Source organism: Streptomyces prunicolor NBRC 13075 (genome assembly GCF_000367365.1).
In the GTDB taxonomy this organism is placed as follows: Bacteria; Actinomycetota; Actinomycetes; order Streptomycetales; family Streptomycetaceae; genus Streptomyces; species Streptomyces prunicolor.
Genome location: NZ_BARF01000140.1, coordinates 27,798 through 45,846, shown reverse-complemented (window position 1 = coordinate 45,846; position 18,049 = coordinate 27,798). Strand labels below are relative to the sequence as shown.

Annotated in this window: 15 protein-coding genes and 1 pseudogene; 10 read left to right on the top strand and 6 right to left on the bottom strand. The window is 69.2% G+C overall.

The window, feature by feature from the left end; translation table 11 throughout:
- Window positions 1–85: 85 nt before the first annotated feature.
- The 3 genes from SPR02S_RS51225 to SPR02S_RS51215 form a co-directional block, all read right to left on the bottom strand.
- A complete protein-coding gene (locus SPR02S_RS51225) occupies window positions 86–952 on the bottom strand; it encodes a sugar ABC transporter permease (RefSeq protein ID WP_019064833.1) in 867 nt (288 codons plus the stop codon).
- A 13-nt stretch (window positions 953–965) separates the two neighbouring features.
- Window positions 966–1,970, bottom strand: coding sequence for a carbohydrate ABC transporter permease (locus SPR02S_RS51220; protein ID WP_019064832.1), 1,005 nt, complete (start codon window positions 1,968–1,970; stop codon window positions 966–968).
- 161 nt (window positions 1,971–2,131) lie between these two features.
- Window positions 2,132–3,406, bottom strand: coding sequence for an extracellular solute-binding protein (locus SPR02S_RS51215; protein WP_019064831.1), 1,275 nt, complete (start codon window positions 3,404–3,406; stop codon window positions 2,132–2,134).
- A 362-nt stretch (window positions 3,407–3,768) separates the two neighbouring features.
- Here SPR02S_RS51215 and SPR02S_RS51210 point away from each other — a divergent pair, with 362 nt between their 5' ends.
- Both SPR02S_RS51210 and SPR02S_RS51205 read left to right on the top strand, forming a co-directional pair.
- Complete coding sequence (locus SPR02S_RS51210; RefSeq protein ID WP_019064830.1) at window positions 3,769–4,803, top strand: LacI family DNA-binding transcriptional regulator; 1,035 nt, start codon at window positions 3,769–3,771, stop codon at window positions 4,801–4,803.
- A gap of 142 nt (window positions 4,804–4,945) precedes the next feature.
- Window positions 4,946–5,788 (top strand): phosphatase PAP2 family protein, encoded by an 843-nt coding sequence (locus SPR02S_RS51205; protein ID WP_019064829.1) that lies wholly within the window; start codon window positions 4,946–4,948, stop codon window positions 5,786–5,788.
- Between the two features lie 186 nt (window positions 5,789–5,974).
- On the opposite strand, the gene SPR02S_RS51200 is transcribed toward SPR02S_RS51205, so the two are convergent.
- Together SPR02S_RS51200 and SPR02S_RS51195 are read right to left on the bottom strand one after the other, a co-directional pair.
- Complete coding sequence (locus SPR02S_RS51200) at window positions 5,975–8,974, bottom strand: bifunctional [glutamine synthetase] adenylyltransferase/[glutamine synthetase]-adenylyl-L-tyrosine phosphorylase (RefSeq protein ID WP_019064828.1); 3,000 nt, start codon at window positions 8,972–8,974, stop codon at window positions 5,975–5,977.
- 81 nt (window positions 8,975–9,055) lie between these two features.
- Window positions 9,056–9,952, bottom strand: coding sequence for a hypothetical protein (locus tag SPR02S_RS51195; RefSeq protein ID WP_019064827.1), 897 nt, complete (start codon window positions 9,950–9,952; stop codon window positions 9,056–9,058).
- A 160-nt stretch (window positions 9,953–10,112) separates the two neighbouring features.
- Here SPR02S_RS51195 and SPR02S_RS51190 point away from each other — a divergent pair, with 160 nt between their 5' ends.
- The 8 genes and pseudogenes from SPR02S_RS51190 (at window position 10,113) to SPR02S_RS51160 (ending at window position 16,596) form a co-directional block, all read left to right on the top strand.
- Window positions 10,113–10,868, top strand: a complete 756-nt coding sequence (locus tag SPR02S_RS51190; protein WP_026151659.1) for a helix-turn-helix domain-containing protein — start codon at window positions 10,113–10,115, stop codon at window positions 10,866–10,868.
- Between the two features lie 54 nt (window positions 10,869–10,922).
- Window positions 10,923–11,018 (top strand): annotated as a pseudogene (locus SPR02S_RS65470) (pyridoxamine 5'-phosphate oxidase family protein); the annotation flags it as partial.
- Window positions 11,019–11,033: 15 nt separating this feature from the next.
- Window positions 11,034–11,474: a VOC family protein gene (locus SPR02S_RS51185; protein WP_019064826.1), complete on the top strand. Its 441-nt coding sequence runs from the start codon at window positions 11,034–11,036 to the stop codon at window positions 11,472–11,474.
- A 248-nt stretch (window positions 11,475–11,722) separates the two neighbouring features.
- Window positions 11,723–12,598 carry an alkaline phosphatase family protein gene (locus SPR02S_RS51180; RefSeq protein ID WP_019064825.1) on the top strand — a complete coding sequence of 292 codons (876 nt, stop codon included), beginning with the start codon at window positions 11,723–11,725 and terminating at the stop codon, window positions 12,596–12,598.
- Window position 12,599: 1 nt separating this feature from the next.
- On the top strand, window positions 12,600–13,982 hold the full coding sequence (locus tag SPR02S_RS51175) for an MFS transporter (RefSeq protein ID WP_078623265.1): 1,383 nt from the start codon (window positions 12,600–12,602) through the stop codon (window positions 13,980–13,982).
- Window positions 13,979–14,998 (top strand): TolB family protein, encoded by a 1,020-nt coding sequence (locus tag SPR02S_RS51170; RefSeq protein WP_019064823.1) that lies wholly within the window; start codon window positions 13,979–13,981, stop codon window positions 14,996–14,998. The genes SPR02S_RS51175 and SPR02S_RS51170 overlap by 4 nt, the downstream gene beginning before the upstream one ends.
- 171 nt (window positions 14,999–15,169) lie before the next feature.
- Window positions 15,170–15,862: a hypothetical protein gene (locus tag SPR02S_RS51165; RefSeq protein WP_019064822.1), complete on the top strand. Its 693-nt coding sequence runs from the start codon at window positions 15,170–15,172 to the stop codon at window positions 15,860–15,862.
- 101 nt (window positions 15,863–15,963) lie between these two features.
- Complete coding sequence (locus SPR02S_RS51160) at window positions 15,964–16,596, top strand: hypothetical protein (protein WP_019064821.1); 633 nt, start codon at window positions 15,964–15,966, stop codon at window positions 16,594–16,596.
- A gap of 23 nt (window positions 16,597–16,619) precedes the next feature.
- Here SPR02S_RS51160 and glnA2 read toward each other — a convergent pair whose 3' ends face one another.
- Window positions 16,620–17,981, bottom strand: a complete 1,362-nt coding sequence (glnA2, locus tag SPR02S_RS51155) for a gamma-glutamylpolyamine synthetase GlnA2 (protein ID WP_019064820.1) — start codon at window positions 17,979–17,981, stop codon at window positions 16,620–16,622.
- Window positions 17,982–18,049: the final 68 nt, after the last annotated feature.

Here is an 18,049-nt window from a genome sequence, read left to right as displayed (position 1 = left end):
GGGTGGGGGCTGGGCGCGCCCCGCGGCGGAGCCGCAAATCGACACAGCCCCGCGCCCCTTTGGGGCGCCCCCGTCACCGGCGTTTTTAGCCCTTGGTGCCGCCTGCCGTCAGGCCGGTTACCAGGTTCTTCTGTACCAGGTAGAAGAACGCAGCCACCGGTATCGCGATCAACACTGCCGTCGCGGCCATCAGGTTGCGTTGCGCGTCGTGTTCGCTCACGAACGTCTGCAGGCCGACCGCGAACGTGTACTTCGTGTCGGACAGCATGAACGTCGAGGCGAACGCGACCTCGCCGAAGGCCGTGAGGAAGCTGTAGAACGCGGCGACCGCCAGGCCCGGCTTGGCGAGCGGCAGGATCAGTCGCAGGAACGTGCCGAAGGGGTTCAGCCCGTCGACGCGTCCGGCCTCGTCGATCTCGAACGGGATCGTGTCGAAGTAGCCCTTGAGCAGCCAGGCGCAGTAGGGCACGGCGGTCGAGCAGTAGACGAGGATGAGACCAAGGTAGCTGTCGATGAGCTGCAGGTCGGCCAGAATCTGGTACATCGGCACGATGAGTACCGCTATCGGGAACATCTGGGTGACCAGCAGCACCCACATGAACTTCCGGTAGCCGGGGAAGCGCATGCGCGACACCGCGTAGCCGGTGCTCGCGGCGATGGTCACGCCGATGACCGTGGTGCCCAGCGAGACGATCAGCGAGCTCTTCAACCAGTCGAAGAATCCGGTGTGTTGGAGGACGAACGAGTAGTTGTCGAACGTCATCTTCTTCCAGATGCCGGCCGGGTGGAGATAGTCGTCCGAGTCCGGGCCGAGGGAGAGGAAGACCAGCCAGGCGATCGGGAAGAGCGCGATCAGGCTCGCGACGATCAGGATGCCGTGCGAGCCGAGGGCGCCGGCGCGGCTCAACTCGCCCCGGCGGCGGGTCCGTTGCGGTGGTGTCGTGGTGCTCATGGGGACTCCTGCCTCAGATCGCGAGCTGTTGGTCATTGCGGTTCAGCCAGCGGCGGTAGAAGGAGGTGAAGACGATCAGGATGGCCAGCAGCAGGATGCCGTAGGCGGCCGACTGGGCGAATTCGCGCGGCTGTTGGCCGAAGCCGAGGAAGTACGACCAGGTGACCAGGATCTGGGCGTCGGGCGCGGTGTTGCCGAACAGCAGGAAGATCACGGCGAATTGGTTGAAGGTCCAGATCACACCGAGGAGTACGACGGTGGAGCTGACCGATCTGAGGCCCGGGAGCGTGACGTAGCGGAAGCGCTGCCAGGGGCTCGCGCCGTCCATCTCGGCGGCCTCGTAGAGCGAGGTGTCGATGGACTGGAGGCCGCCGAGCAGCGAGACCATCATGAACGGCACACCGCACCAGGTGTTGACCATGATGGCGGCGAACCGCTGCCAGAAGGTGTCCTCCAGCCAGTCGGGCTGGGGCAGATGCAGGCTGTGCAGCGCGGAGTTGATGATGCCGCTGTCGGCGAGCATGAAGCGCCAGCCGAAGACCGTGACGAAGGTGGGGACGGCCCACGGCAGGATCAGGATCAGGCGGTACAGGGTGCGGCCGCGCAGTTTCTGGTTCAGCAGCAGCGCCAGCGCGAGGCCCACCGTGTAGTGGAGGGCGACGCAGAGCGCGGTCCAGACGATCGTCCAGATGAAGTGCGACCAGAAGCGGTCGTACGACGTCGGGCCGAACAGGATGTCCTTGTAGTTGTCGAGCCCGATGAACTTGTAGGTGGCGTCGATGTGGTTGACGCCGATCGTGCGCGCGGTGTTGAGGCTGTTGGCGTCCGTGAGCGTCAAGTACAGGCCGTACGCCAGGGGGTAGAGCACGAGGACGCCGAGCACGACGACCACGGGGATGATCATCGCGTACGCGTACCAGTGCTTCTGGTAGGCGAACTTGAGGCGGCTGCCGGGGCCGGGTCGGGGGGCGCGGTCACCGTGGCGCTTGCCGGTCGCGCGGTCGATGGCGACTGTCATGGTTCGTTCGACACCTTCTGGAAGACCTTCTGGAAGTTCAAGCGGGTACGGCGAGTTCGCAAGCGGGTACGGCGAGTTCGCGGGCTACGGCGGCGCGTGCCGATGGCCGTCGGATCCGTCCCCCCAGTTCCTGATCCGGCGGATCCGACGGCCGTGCGGGGCTACTTGCTGAAGTCCGGGACCAGCTTGGCGATCGCCAACTCGGCGTTGCTCAGGCCCTTGTCGAGGGACTCCTTGCCGCCGGCGATCTTGGGCAGTTCGGTGTCCAGCGGGTTCCAGAGGGAGCTGTACTCGGCGAGCGCCTGGCGCGGCTGGGCGGAGCCGAGCACGCTCTGGTAGCCGGCGATGCCCGGGTCGGCCTTGACCGCGGCGGTGTAGGCGTCGTCGCGGGTCGGCAGCGTCGAGTTCTTCAGGGCGATCGTCGTCTGGGAGGCGGCCGAGGTCATGAAGTTCAGGAACTTCAGGGACGCCTTCTGGTGCGCGGAGTCCGAGCCGGCGTAGACCGAGAGGTTGTGACCGCCGGTCGGGGCACCGGACTTGCCGCTGGAACCGGCCGGGACCGTGGCGATGCCGAGGTTGGACTTGTCCTTGAAGGCCGAGCCCTTGTAGAAGTTCGTGATCTCCCACGGGCCCTGGATGATCGCGGCGACCTTGCCGGTGACGAACGCGTCCTGGATGTGGGCGTAGGCGTCCGCGGTGGTGTCGGCCTTGTGCAGGCCGGTGCCGGAGAAGAGGCTCAGCCAGGTGCCGTAGCCCTTCTTCGCGGCGGCGGAGTCCACGGTGATCTTCTTCGCGGAGGAGTCGACGGTGTCGGTGCCCTCGCCGTAGAGGAAGGTCTGCGCGTAGTAGGCCTGGGTGGAGCCCCAGTAGCCGTCGACCTTGGTCTTGGCCTTGACCTTCGCGGCGTCGGCCTTCAACTCGGCCCAGGTGGTGGGCGCTTGGGTGATGCCGGCCTGCTTGAAGAGGGCCTTGTTGTAGACGAGGGCCAGGGTGTCGGTGACCAGCGGCACGCCGTACGTCTTGCCCTCGTACTGGGCCTGCGTGATCAGGTTCGGCTTGAACTTGGCCTGGTCGGCGAGGGCTTCGGTGCCATCGAGCGGCAGGAAGTAGCCCTTCTTCGCGAAGGCGGGGGTCCAGCCGACGTCGGAACGCAGCACGTCCGGGGCGCCCTTGGAGCCGGCGGCGGTGTCGAACTTGTTCTGCGCCTGGTCGAAGGGCACGTTGACGTACTTGACCTTGATGTTCTTGTTGGCCGCCTGGAACTTGGCGATCAGGGCCTTGTACGTGGGTGCCTCATTGGTGGCGTTCGAGGTGTCCCACCAGGTGATGGTGACGGGCCCGTCGGACTTGCCGCTGTCACTGTCACTGCCGCCGCAGGCCGTCGCCGCGAGGGCGATGGACGCCACCAGCGCGGTGGCCGCTATGCCACGCCGCATGAGTTCTCCTTGAGGGTGAAAGCCCGTGAGGTGCAGGGCGGCGGTCCCGTCCGCCACCCTGTCGACTTGCCGACTGCGCCGTTGCGTCCGCCGGGCGTCGCCGAACGTAACAGCGATGCAAGCGCGGCGAAAGTCCTTGCTGCAAAAAACTGCAAGACGGTCTGAGAGTTACCCGTCCGTGACCTCTCCTCGACCCCCGCGAAACCCAGTACTGGTGCGGCTGAGCGGGCAGGGGGACACTTGTGCAAGACTCTGCAAGCTCTTGCCGCATGCCGTACGCCGACCAGAAGCCGGCCAGAACACAAGGGATCGCGATGACGCAGCAACCCGCAGCGCGCCGACGGCCGGTACAGTCCACTCCCGTGACCACACGGCTTGCCGACATCGCCGCCCAGGCGGGGGTGAGCGAAGCGACCGTCAGCCGCGTCCTCAACGGCAAGCCTGGCGTCGCCGCCACCACCCGTCAGTCCGTCCTCGCCGCGCTCGACGTGCTCGGCTACGAACGTCCGGTACGGCTGCGGCAGCGCAGCGAGGGCCTGGTGGGCCTGATAACACCGGAGTTGGAGAACCCGATATTCCCCGCCCTGGCGCAGGTCATCGGCCAGGCGCTGACCCGGCAGGGCTACACCCCGGTGCTCGCCACCCAGACCCCGGGCGGGTCCACGGAGGACGAGCTGACCGAGATGCTCGTCGACCGCGGGGTCGCGGGCATCATCTTCGTCTCCGGACTGCACGCGGACACCTCCGCCGACATGCAGCGCTACGAGCAACTCCGGGCGCAGGGCGTGCCGTTCGTGCTCGTGGACGGCTTCTCGCCGAAGGTGCAGGCGCCGTTCATCTCCCCCGACGACCGCGCGGCGATGATCCTCGCCGTCACGCACCTCGTCTCGCTCGGCCACACCCGCATCGGACTGGCCCTCGGCCCCAAGCGGTTCGTACCCGTACAACGCAAGATCGAGGGCTTCGTCCGCGCGATGCAGGACCAACTGGCCCTGACCGCCGACGATGTGGAGACCCGGCTGGTCCAGCACTCGCTGTACACGCTGGAGGGCGGGCAGGCCGCCGCCGCCGCGCTGATCGACCGCGAGTGCACGGCGGTGGTGTGCGCGAGCGACATGATGGCGCTCGGTGCGATCCGGGCGGCCCGACAGCGCGGTCTCGACGTACCCAAGGACGTCTCGGTGGTCGGTTTCGACGACTCCCCCCTGATCGCGTTCACCGATCCGCCCCTGACGACGATCCGCAAGCCGGTGCCGGCGATGGGACAGGCGGCGGTGCGGACGCTGCTGGAGGAGATCGGCGGGACGCCCGCGCCGCACAGTGAGTTCGTGTTCATGCCGGAGCTGGTGGTGCGTGGTTCGACGGCTTCGGCACCCGGGGACCGGAAGCGTCCCTAAATCATCCCCAAGGGGGAGGAAACGCGACCGCGTCCCGTGCGCTGGTAGTAGTCCGAGGCCTCTTCTCGTCGTAGAACATGCGAGCCGGACCCGACCAAGGGATGATCGGTCGCGGAAGCCTTTTCTGGCAGACTTCATGTCTATGGGTGAGACCACCGTGACGACATTGGAAGGCCGTGAAGAAGCCGTTCCGAGCCCCGTCGCGGACGCCGCGGGGCAGGGTTTTCTGCGCCGGTTGCGCACTCCGCGCCGGCCCCGGCTGTGGTTCGAGATCCTGCTGATCGCGGTGAGTTACTGGACGTACTCACAGATCCGCAACGCGGTTCCGGAACAGCGGGGCCAGGCACTGCGCAACGCCGACTGGATCTGGCGCGTCGAGCACCATCTCGGCATCGCCGTCGAGCAGTCGGTCAACCATGCCGTGAATTCGGTGACTTGGCTGATCGTAGGCATGAACTACTACTACGCCACACTGCACTTCGTGGTCACGCTGGGTGTCCTGGTGTGGCTGTTCCGCAGTCATCCGGGCCGGTACGCGGCGTCCCGCCTCGTCCTCTTCGCGACGACGGCCGTGGCCCTGGTCGGCTACTACTTCTTCCCGCTGGCCCCGCCGCGCCTCATGAACGGCAGCCACTTCGTCGACACGGTCATGGTCCACCAGACCTGGGGTTCGATGGCGTCCGGCGACCTGAAACACATGTCGAACCAGTACGCCGCGATGCCGTCCATGCACATCGGCTGGTCCCTGTGGTGCGGCCTGACGATCTTCACCCTGGCGAAACTCCCCTGGGTCCGCATCCTGGGCCTGTTGTACCCGGCGCTGACCCTGATGGTCATCGTCTCCACGGCCAACCACTTCTGGCTCGACGCGGTCGGCGGCATGCTCTGCCTGAGCTTCGGCTTCACGGTCTCCCGCCTCTGGTACGGCGCGTTCCCGTACGCCTTGCCGAGGACGGTGGGGGTACGGGGGGCGAGGGGGGCGTGAACGCTCCGCCGGCTGCGTGGATATGCGGCTGCGCCGCGGGGCCGCGCTGCGTCGTTCCGGTGCCGCGCCGTCGTGGCTGGTCGCGCCCGCGCGGCGGAGCCGCATATCGACACAGCACCGCGCCCCTTTGGGGCGCGGGGAACTGCGCGACCAGCCCCCACCGGCCCGTCAGCCGAAAAGCAACTCTCAGGCCCCGTAGAACAGCACGTCCACCACACCCCGCGCCCTACGAGTAGTACGCCGATAGTCATCCAGCATGTCCCCCACATGCCCGGGCCCATACCCCAAGTACCGCCCCACGGCAGCCAGTTCACGCGGATCGGACGGAAACGTGTCGCCCGCCCGCCCCCGCACCAACATCACCGCATTACGAACCCGCGTGGCCAACACCCAAGCCTCATCCAGTATCGAAGCGTCCTCAACGGAAATCAGCTCAGCCGCACAAGCCGCCGCAAGCCCCGCCCGCGTACGCGTCGTACGCAACCCCGGCTCAGCCCACCCGTGCTGCAACTGCATGAGCTGCACGGTCCACTCGACGTCGGAGAGCCCCCCACGCCCCAGCTTGGTGTGCAGAGTCGGATCCGCGCCACGAGGCAACCGCTCCGACTCCATCCGAGCCTTCAGCCGCCGAATCTCACGGACCGCGTCATCACCGAGCCCCTCCGCCGGATACCGCAGAGGATCGATCAGCTCGATGAACCGTCGCCCCAACTCCTCGTCCCCGGCGACAGGTTCGGCCCGCAGCAACGCCTGCGACTCCCAGACCAGCGACCACCGGCGGTAGTACGCCTCGTAGGAGTTCAACGACCGTACAAGCGGGCCCGACTTGCCCTCCGGACGGAGATCCGCGTCGATCAGCAGCGGCGGATCCGAGCTGGCCACCTGAAGCAGTCGGCGCATCTCGGAGACGACCTTGTTCGCCGCCTCGGAGGCCTCGCGCTCGGGCACACCCTCGCGGGGTTCGTGCACGAACAGGACATCCGCGTCGGAGCCGTAGCCCAGTTCGTGGCCGCCGAAGCGGCCCATGCCGATGACGGCGAAGCGGGTGGGGAGGGTGTCGCCCCAGCCCGCGCGGACCACCGCGCGCAACGTGCCGGCGAGGGTCGCGGCGGTCAGGTCGGAGACGGCGCCCCCGACCCGGTCGACGAGGGCGCCCTGGTCGGCCTCGACGGGCTGGGTCTCGGTGCCGTAGGAGCCGACGATGTCGAAGGCGGCCGTACGGAAGAGTTCACGGCGGCGGACGCCCCGGGCGAAGGTGACCGCCTGGTCGGCGTCGTCGGCGCGGCCGACCGCGGCCAGGATCTCCTGGTCCAAGTGGGCGCGTTCGCGGGGTTCGAGGCCGCTGCCACCGTCGCCGTCACCGAGGAGGGCGACCGCTTCGGGGGCGCGCATGAGGAGGTCGGGGGCGAGCCGGCCGGCGGAGAGGACGCGGGCGAGGTTCTCGGCGGCGGCGCCCTCGTCCCTCAACAGCCGTAGGTACCAAGGGGTTTTGCCGAGCGCGTCGGACACCTTGCGGAAGTTGAGGAGGCCCGCGTCCGGGTCTGCGGAATCCGCGAACCAACCCAACAGGACGGGCAGCAGGGTGCGTTGGATGGCGGCCTTGCGGGTGACGCCGGAGGCGAGGGCCTCGATGTGACGGAGGGCCGCCGCCGGGTCGATGTAGCCGAGGGCGACCAGCCGTTCGCGGGCCGCCTGCGGGCTCAACCTGGTCTCGCCGGGGGCGAGTTGGGCGACCGCGTCGAGGAGCGGGCGGTAGAAGAGTTTCTCGTGCAGGCGTCGTACGACGGTCGCGTGCCGCTTCCACTCGCGGTTCAACTCGGCGACCGGGTCGGTGCGCAGGCCCATCGAGCGGCCGAGGCGGCGCAGGTCGGCCTCCTCGACGGGGACCAGGTGGGTGCGGCGCAAGCGGTAGAGCTGGATGCGGTGTTCCATCGTGCGCAGGAAGCGGTAGGCGTCGTCGAGGCGGGCGGCGTCCTCGCGGCCGACATAACCGCCGGCGGCGAGGGCCTCAAGGGCGACGAGCGTGGTGCCGCTGCGCAACGAGGTGTCGGCGCGGCCGTGCACCAACTGGAGGAGCTGGACGGCGAATTCGACGTCCCGGAGTCCGCCGGGGGCGAGTTTCAGTTCGCGGTCGATCTCGGTGACGGGGATGTTCTCGACGACCCGGCGGCGCATCTTCTGCACGTCGGTGACGAAGTTCTCGCGCTCGGCCACCTTCCACACGAGGGGTTCGAGCGCGTCGACGTACTCCGCGCCGAGCGCGAGGTCGCCGGCCACCGGGCGGGCCTTGAGCAGGGCCTGGAACTCCCAGGTCTTGGCCCAGCGTTGGTAGTAGGCGAGGTGGCTGGCGAGGGTGCGGACCAGCGGACCGTTGCGGCCCTCGGGGCGGAGGTTGGCGTCGACGGGCCAGATGGAGCCCTCGACGGTGGTCTCGGAGCAGATCCGCATCATGTGCGCGGCGAGCTTGGTGGCCGCGCGGACCGCCTTGCCCTCGTCCGCGCCCTCGGCGGCTTCACCGACGAAGATGACGTCGACGTCGGAGACGTAATTCAGCTCGTGGCCACCGCACTTGCCCATCGCGATCACCGCGAGCCGGCACAGCGCGGCGTCGTCGGGTGCGGCGGCGCTCGCGATGGCAAGGGCTGCGCGGAGGGTGGCGGTCGCGAGGTCGGCGAGTTCGGCGGCGGTCTGCGCGAGGTCGGTGGTGCCGCACACGTCACGGGCGGCGATGGACAGCAGGCAGCGGCGGTAGGCGACGCGCAGGGCGACCGGGTCGGTGGCCTCGGCGAGCCCGCGCTCGAACTCCTCCACCCCGGGGTGGAGGTCACGCGGCTCGTACATCACGAGGGCGTGCCAGTCGCGCGGATGCCGGGCGAGGTGATCCCCCAGGGCGGCGGAGGCACCGAGGACGCCGAGCAGCCGGTCGCGCAAGGGCTTCGCCGCGATCAGGGTGTCCAGCAGCTCGCGGCGGGGAGTGTCCTCGGGCTGCGCCTCCAGCAGCCGTACCAGACCCTGAAGGGCCAGGTCGGGGTCGGCGGTGGCGCCCAGGGCCTCCAGCAGGACCGGGTCGTTCCTTATCGGCGCCAGCTCCGCACTCTCCAGGAGCCGCTCGGCGGCCGAGGGATCGGTGAAGCCGTGCCGCAGCAGTCGCGTGAAGGTGCTGCTCCTGCGCCCCAGCGTCGTCATCCTCGGCCTCCCTCGGATCAAGGTCGTTTGGCCGAGCCTAACCGGAGACGCTGACAGAAGCGCCGGGGCGGGAGAGGGGTTTCAGCGGGCCACCACCAGGGTGGCGGGGCGGGCCGGATCCACCAGCACCGTGTCGCCCGGCCCGCCGGGGCCGCCGTCCGACGGCAGCACCACCGCGGAGTCCGGGCGTCCGGCAAGCGGAATCAGGGCGCGGGAGACCGTGCCGCGCCGCCCGGTGCCGGGCAGGGAGGCGTACTGGACGTCGAGGCACTGCTTCCGGAGCCTGGCGAGTGCGGTCCCGACAGTCGTGCCTGCCTCCACCGCCGGGAGGACCACGCTGCGGTCGGTCCAGCGGTCGAGCCGTGCGCAGGCCCCGTCGTCGGGCGGCGGCGTGGGCTGTCCGGGCCGACCCCCGTGCGGTCCGGACAGGGTGAGCCGGGCGAGGTCTCCGGCGGCGGTGTTCGTGGTGTCGATCCGGAGCGTGGCGCGGCGCAGCCACTGCAACGGATGTCCGTCGAGCTCGGCCCGCACCCAGTCCTCGGTGTCGACGAGGAACCCGGTCTCGACCGCGGCCTCCTCCAGGGGCGGCATCCGGCGTGCCCGCCCGCGCGAGACCCGCTCCGTCCCGGTGTCCGGCCAGTGCCGCAGCACCACCAGCAGCGAGCCGGCGGGCCGGGTGAAGGGGTGGGCGCGGCCCGCGGTGACCGGGTAGGACCCGGCCGGCGTGATCGCCGTACGGGAGGGTCCGGAGAGCTGGACATCGCCGCGGGGGCCGAGCCGGAAGGCGACGGCGTCGAAGGTGGTGTCCTGCGCCGCTGTGGTGGCGGCCGGGCCGGAACAGCCGGTGGCGAGCAGGGTGGTGGTGAGGGCGGCGGCGCCCGCGACGAGGGCCGCGGCGCGATAGGGGCGTGGGTGGGCGCGTCCGTCATGGATGCGTGGATGGCGTGGGTGGCGTGGGTGGCGTGGATGGGAACGCATGAGCTGCCTCCGTGTCCTGCGCGGCCGGAGCGGCCGCCTGAGTCGACAGTGCGCGCATCAACGGGCGTAACCCATTCGGCATTTGACGAATCTCCGGCGCTCCGCGACCCGGCCGGGCGTAGATTCGCGACAGGCGAGAACCGGCCACCGGGAGGCTGCCATGACCCCACCGTTCACGACAGCCGAGGTCCATCTGCGGCGGATGGCGGACCTCCTGGACGAGGCCAGGCAGGACACCTCCGACGCCGTACCGCCGGAGTCCCTGCTGCTCGGTCTGCAACGTCTGGTGCCCTGCGACTGCGCCTGCTTCTCCGAGCTGGACGTCCCGACCCGCATCCACGTCAACGAGCAGGAGACGCCGTACGACGACTGGGGCGACGTGGGCGGCGACGCGACGCTGGAGGGCTACTGGCGCTGGCGGCACCAGCATCTTCAGTGTGTGGAGGTCGCGCGGGTGCACACCAGCCCCCAGGTCACGCAGATGACCGACTTCATGTCCCTGCGCGAGCTGGTGCGCCTGCCGATCTACACGGAGCACCTGCGCCCGTTCAAGTGCATCGCCGCCGTCGCGCTGCCCACCGCCCCGGGCCGTACCCGCGTCTACCAGTTCTTCCGCAAGGACCCGAAGCCGTTCAACGACCACGAGATGACCACGCTCGGTCTGCTGGCCCCGCACCTGTACGCCCTCTACCAGGAAGCCGCCCTCCGACACCGTTCCCCGGTGCGGCTGACCCGTCGCGAACTCGACGTCCTGCGCTGCGTCGCCCGCGGTATGAGCACCCCGCAGATCGCCGAGCAGCTCGTCGTGTCGACCAGCACCGTCCGCAAGCATCTGGAGAACGCCTTCAACCGGCTCGGCGTCTCCAGCCGCGTCGCCGCGGTGGCTCGCGTGTTCCCGGAGGCGGAGGCGGTCTGACCGGGCGGCCGACGGGTTCCCGCGCCGGGCGCGGTCCCTGGCCGGCGGTTCGGCGCTTTCGTGTTCTCTGTGGCGCCGCGCACGGTTTTCGGCTTCGGTAAGGGGGAGCCGTTCAGCCAGACGCGGTGGCGGTTCGAGCGACCCGCCTGACAAAGGAGTCAAACCATGGACATGACCCTCGAAGTGATCGTGCTGCCCGTCTCGGACGTGGACCGGGCCAAGGAGTTCTACCGCGACAAGGTCGGCTTCCATGTCGATCTCGACGGCGAGGTGATGGAGGGTGTGCGGATCGTGCAGCTCACACCGCCGGGGTCCGGGTGTTCGATCGCGCTGGTCGACGGGTTGCAGATCCCGACCGGGGCGCCACAGCCGGGGACGTACCACGGCATGCAGCTGTGCGTGCAGGACGCGAAGGCGGCCTACGACGAGCTGACCGCGCGCGGGCTCGAGGTGAGCGAGCCTGTGCAGTTCGCGCCGCAGGACGGGGCGACGTTCATGTACTTCAAGGACCCGGACGGGAACGGCTGGGCGATCCAGGAGTACCGCAAGCGGGCCGCCGAGCCGCTGCACCAGGTGCTGGCTCAACTGGCGGCGCTGCAGGAGTAGTTCACCAGCTGCAGCAGGAGTTCACCATCTGCAGCAGTAGTGGTTCACCACCAGCAGTAGTTCATCACTTCTTCATCCTCCGGGTTGGGAACGGTGGGGCGCGGGCATCTTGGCGTGTGCATGCTCAATTCGCACCGTCACCCCCGTCATCCCCCCACCCGGAGGTAGATGTGTCCGACAGTGAAGAAGTGTCCGGCGGTCCCAGCAGTTCCGGTAGTCCCAGCAGTTCCGGTAGTCCCGGCGGTTCCGTGTACCGCCGCAGCCGCGCCCTCGTGGCGTCCGCGCTCGCCTTCTCGGCAGCCGCCGTCGGGGTCTGGACCGGGTTCGGCACCGCTGCCACCGCGCATGCCGCGACCGGGGTGCCGACCCCGGACCACGTCGTCGTGGTCGTGATGGAGAACCACGCCTACAGCCAGGTCATCGGCTCCTCCAGTGCCCCCTACATCAACTCGCTCGCGTCCGGCGGCGCCGCCCTCACCCAGTCGTACGGGATCACCCACCCGAGCCAGCCGAACTACTTCGCGCTGTTCTCCGGCTCCACCCAGGGCATCACCGGCGACAGTTGCTACACGGCGGGCTTCTCCTCGGCCGCGAACCTCGCCTCCGAGGTGACCGCGGCGGGCGGCACCTGGGCGAGCTACAACGAGACGCTGCCGAGCCAGGGTTCGACGACGTGCAGCAGCGGCAACTACGCGCGTAAGCACAACCCTTGGTTCGGATTCTCCAACGTCGCGACGTCCACGGCGAAGACGTTCACGCAGTTCCCGACGGACTACACGGCCCTCCCCGACATCTCCTTCGTCACCCCCAACCTGTGCAGCGACATGCACGACTGCTCGGTGGCGACCGGTGACACCTGGATCAAGAACAACCTTGGCGCGTACGCCACTTGGGCCAAGACCCACAACAGCCTGCTCGTCGTCACCTTCGACGAGGACAACCTGCTCAGCGGCAACCGCATCCCGACGGTCTTCTACGGCCAGCCGGTGACCGCGGGCGCCACGTCCTCGACCACGTACAACCACTACAACCTGCTGCGGACCCTGGAGGACTCCCAGGGCCTGACCACCCACGCGGGCAACGCGGCCTCGGCCGCCGACATCACCGGCATCTGGGCGCCCTGAGATGTACGTGGCGGACAGCCGCGCCGACGCCGACCCAAGTGCCGGGAGTACTACGGGTATTGCCGGAGGTACTACGGGTATTGCCCGTAGTACCTCGCGGGTGTCCGCCGCCGTGACCCCCACCGTCTTCGCCCTCGGCGCGGTCAGCCTGATCACCGACGTGTCGTCCGAGATGGTGACCGCGGTCCTCCCCCTGTACCTGGTGACGGGCCTCGGCCTGTCCCCCCTGGGCTTCGGTCTCCTGGACGGCATCTACAACGGCTTCTCGGCACTCGTCCGGCTGGCCGGCGGCCACCTCGCCGACCGGGGCGGCGGCCGGCACAAGTGGGTCGCGGGCATCGGTTACGCCGTCTCGGCGGCCTGCAAACCGCTCCTCCTCCTGGCCCACACCCTCACCCCCATCGGCCTGATCCTCGCCGCCGACCGCACGGGCAAGGGCCTGCGCACCGCACCGCGCGACGCGCTGATCTCCCTCTCCTCCACCCCGGAGAACCGAGGTCGTGCCTTCGGGGTACACCGCGCGATGGACACGGCGGGCGCGCTGCTCGGCCCGCTGGTGGCGTTCCTGATCCTCCGGGCGACGGTGGACGGCTACGACGCGGTGTTCACGGTGAGCTTCTGTGTGGCGGTGGTCGGCGTCCTGGTGCTGGTGCTGTTCGTACCGGGGTCGTCGTCAACTGCCGCGCCCCGCACGGAGAAAGCCGTACGGGAGAGGGTCGTAGGGGAACGGGCCGTAGGGGAACAGGCCGTGGGTGAGAAGGCCGTAGGAGAGAAGACCGTACGCCCCACCCTCCGCGCGGCCTTCGCCCTCCTCTCCCGCCGCGACCTCCGCCGTATCACCGTCTGCGCGCTCCTTCTCGGCCTCGCGACGGTCAGCGACTCCTTCGTCTACCTACTCCTGCAACGGCGGCTCGGCGTCCCCGACCGCTGGTTCGCGCTGCTGCCGGTGGGCACGGCGGCGGCGTTCCTGCTCCTGGCCGTACCGCTGGGCCGGCTCGCGGACCGTGTCGGCCGCTGGCGGGTGTTCCTCGGCGGCCACGGAGCCCTACTCCTGGCGTACGCCTTGTTGCTGACCTCCTGGCACGGCACGGCCCTCCCCTACGCCGTCCTCCTCCTGCACGGCGCCTTCTACGCGGCGACCGACGGCGTGCTGATGGCGGCGGCCTCGGACAGCGTGCCGGAGCAACTGCGGTCGTCGGGGCTCGCGTTGGTGCAGACGGGCCAGGCGGCGGCACGGTTCGTGTGCTCGCTGGGCTTCGGTGCGGCGTGGACGCTGTGGGGCGACCGTACGGCGCTCATGGCGTCGGCGGTGGCGCTGGCGGTCTGCGCGGCGTTCGCGTTCACACTCCGCCCGGGCCGATCAGTTCTGGAGCCTGCCCCATGACCCTGCGCAACCGCATCCTGGTCCTCGTCGCCGCCGTAGCCGCACTCGCCGTAGTGGCGGTGGCCTCGGTCCTGCACGCGTCGGCCCGGTCCGAGCGACGGAACGAGACCCAGCCCGGCGGCCCGAAGATCACCGCGGGCAGGATCACGCTCACCGCGCCCGGCACCATGGTGTTCCGCAACATGGCCTGGGGCCCGCACCGCGACGAACTCACCACGGTCCCCGCCGCCACCCCCTCCGGTCCCCGCACCGCCTCCGGCCTCAAGTGCCTCCGTTTCTACGCCAGTTCGGGCACCGGGGTCTGCCTCCAGGCGGTCCACGGCACGGTCACGGACACGTACCGCGCGCTGATCCTCGACGCCCACCTCAAGGAGACGGCCCGTTACGACGTCCCCGGCATCCCCTCCCGCGCCCGCGTCTCCCCCACGGGCCACTTCGCGGCATGGACCGCCTTTGTGGGCGGCGACTCTTACGCGGGGACGAACTTCTCGACGCGGGCGGCGATCGTGAACACGAGGACGGGGAAGCTGATCCCGACGTTGGAGTCGTTCCGCATCCTCAAGGACGGCCACGCCTACCGGTCCGCCGACGTCAACTTCTGGGGTGTGACCTTCGCGGCGGACGACCGCACGTTCTACGCGACGCTGGCGACGAAGGGCAGCACGTATCTGGTGCGGGGCGACCTGCGCACGCGGACGGTCACCACGCTCCACACCAACGTCGAATGCCCGTCCCTCTCCCCCGACGGCACGCGCATCGCGTACAAGAAACGCGTGAAGGGCCTTCCGAAGGACGCCCCTTGGCATCTGTACGTCCTCGACCTCCGCACGATGCGCGAGACATCACTGGCGGAGCCGAGGAGCGTCGACGACCAGGCCGTCTGGCGCGACGACCACACGATCGTCTACGCCATGCCCGGTGACTACGGCGCCGATCTGTACAGCGTGCCGGCGGACGGCTCGGGCAGGGCGCGGCGGATCAGCGGCGCGGCGGTGTCTCCGGCGTTCCTGAGGTAGCGCTCGACAGCTGTGCGACGGCGCTGTGACGGGCGGGTGAACTATGCCGCAGCCGCAGGTCAGGCAATTGATTGGCCCCGGGAGGCGGGTGTCCGAACAACTCCCCGGCGTCGAATCTCGGTGTCAGACGCCCGGCGTTCGCTGCCGGCGCACGACGCAGAGGAGACAAGGGTGACGGTCAACGCCGGCACGCGCCGTAGTGGGGATTCCGTGGTCGCACGGAAGAAGACAAGCAAGAAGTGGATGGGGCTGGCGACGCTGGCGCTGGCACCGATGGTGCTGCTCGTGTCCCCCGGGGTCGCCTCGGCGGCGGGCCAGGAGTGCCTGCAGAACTCGGAGAACTCGTCGCACGACATGGCCGGCAACTGGTCCACCGACCACCAGACGCAGTCGGTGAGCGTGCAGCAGGCCAACAACACCTGGCAGGACTGGATATGGCGGGGCCCGACGTTCCAGTGCCCGTGGAACGTCCCGAGCTGCTCCTACGCCTGGCAGCAGTCGAAGACGACGGGCTGGCAGGCGTCGGTCGGTCTCAGCATCAAGATCCCGATCCCCAAGGTCGGCTCGTTCCTCGATGAGATCACCCCCTCCTACACCCGCAGCGGCTCCACCACCACCTCGTACACCTTCACGACCAACCTGAGCCCGGGACAGTTCGCCCAGCCGATCCAGGTCGTGCAGCGCCGCTGGACACAGGGCGTCTACCAGGGCATCTACCACTCGACCGGCGCGAAGTGCCTGCCGAGCCCGAGCAACCCGAACGGCAAGGCGTTCGAGTACACCTGGTCCCCGAACGAGCGCTGGGGCAGTTGGGCGACCAACCTCAAGGTCAGCGACTACGGGACGTACAACGTCTGGAAGTGATCAGTCGGCTTCCGCTTCCACTGAGGCACCTGGCCGTTCGGCGAGGTGCCTCGGCTGTCTCAACGTTTCTCGCTCCGCCCGACCCATAGGACCTGATCCCCATGATCGTGCGTCGTCGTCTCTTCCGTGCTGCCGCCGGTTCGCTCACCGTGCTCGCCTGCGGTCTGCTCGCCGCGTGCGACAGCACCGCCCGCTCCACCCAGTCGGCCGCGGCTACGACTGTCACCACCACCGCGCCCAGCCCCACACCTTCGGTGAGGACGCTGCCGCCGTCGCAGCTGTGCACCGTCCTGACCACGGGCGTCGCCCAGCGGATCGTCCCCGACGCCCGGTTCGCGGCCCGGGTCGGCCCCAACAAGGGCGCCGCCCCGGACGTCTGCGACTACACCTCCGCCGACGGCCGCTCGACGCTGAACCTCACCCCGGCGTCCCGCACCTACGCCGCCGAACTGTCCGCCGCCCACAATCTGAGCGCGAACCCGTCCTCGGCCGGCATGCGCGACGTACAGGTCGACACGGTGGACGCCCTGGGCCGACAGGCGTTCCGCGAAACCGCCTACCAGACCCAGTCGAAGCAGCAGCTCACCTTCGTCGTGTGGAACGCGGGGTCCCGGACCTGGGTGTTGACCTACGCGACCGCCACGAGCACGCCGTCGGCCCCGGCCACCGTGTCGGACGACAAGGTGGCCGGGGCCGCCCGATCGATCACCGCGAAGCTGCCGACCGACAAGTGAGCCTGCGGAAATGAAGCCCCCGGCTACAGCACCGGCAGGTTCTTCCGCAGCTCAAACGCCGTGACCTCGGAGCGGTACTCCTCCCACTCCTGCCGCTTGTTGCGCAGGAAGAAGTCGAAGACGTGCTCGCCCAGGGTCTCGGCGACGAGGTCGCTGCGCTCCATCAGGGTCAGGGCCTCGCCCAGGTTCTGGGGCAGGGGCTCGATGCCCATCGCGCGGCGTTCCGCGTCGGAGAGGGCCCAGACGTCGTCCTCGGCGCCCGGGGGGAGTTCGTAGCCCTCTTCGATGCCCTTGAGGCCGGAGGCCAGGAGGAGGGCGTAGGCCAGGTACGGGTTCGCGCCCGAGTCCAGGGAGCGGACCTCCACGCGCGCGGAGCCGGTCTTGCCGGGCTTGTACATCGGGACGCGGACCAGGGCGCTGCGGTTGTTGTGGCCCCAGCAGATGTACGAGGGGGCCTCACCACCGGCGCCCGCGGTGCGCTCGGAGCCGCCCCAGATGCGCTTGTAGGAGTTGACCCACTGGTTGGTGATGGCGGAGATCTCGCCCGCGTGCTTCAGCAGGCCCGCGATGAAGGAGCGGCCGACCTTGGAGAGCTGGTACTCCGAGCCGGACTCGTAGAACGCGTTCCGGTCGCCCTCGAACAACGACAGGTGGGTGTGCATTCCGCTGCCCGGGTGTTCCGAGAACGGCTTCGGCATGAACGTCGCCTGCACGCCCTGCTCCAGCGCCACCTGCTTCATGACCAGGCGGAACGTCATGATGTTGTCCGCGGTCGACAGTGCGTCCGCGTACCTCAGATCAATTTCCTGCTGGCCCGGGGCGCCCTCGTGGTGGGAGAACTCGACCGAGATGCCCATCGACTCCAGCATGGTGATCGCCTGGCGGCGGAAGTCCATGCCCACGTTCTGCGGGGTGTGGTCGAAGTAGCCGGAGTTGTCGGCCGGCGTCGGGCGGGAGCCGTCCAGGGGGCGGTCCTTCAGGAGGAAGAACTCGATCTCCGGGTGGGTGTAGAAGGTGAAGCCCAGGTCGGAGGTCTTGGCGAGGGCTCGCTTCAGCACGTAGCGCGGGTCCGCGAAGGACGGGGAGCCGTCCGGCATGAGGATGTCGCAGAACATGCGGGCCGTGCCGGGGGCCTCCGCGCGCCACGGCAGGACCTGGAAGGTGGAGGGGTCCGGCTTGGCGATCATGTCCGACTCGTAGACCCGGGCGAAGCCCTCGATCGCGGAGCCGTCGAAGCCGATGCCCTCGTCGAAGGCCTGTTCCAGCTCGGCGGGGGCCACGGCGACGGACTTGAGGAAGCCCAGCACGTCCGTGAACCACAGCCGTACGAACCGGATGTCGCGCTCCTCCAACGTCCGGAGCACGAACTCCTGCTGCTTGTCCATCTTCCGCTTCCCCATCCTTGCTGGTCAGGCCGCCTGTCCTCGTACCGCAGGAGGCGGTCGGGCACCTG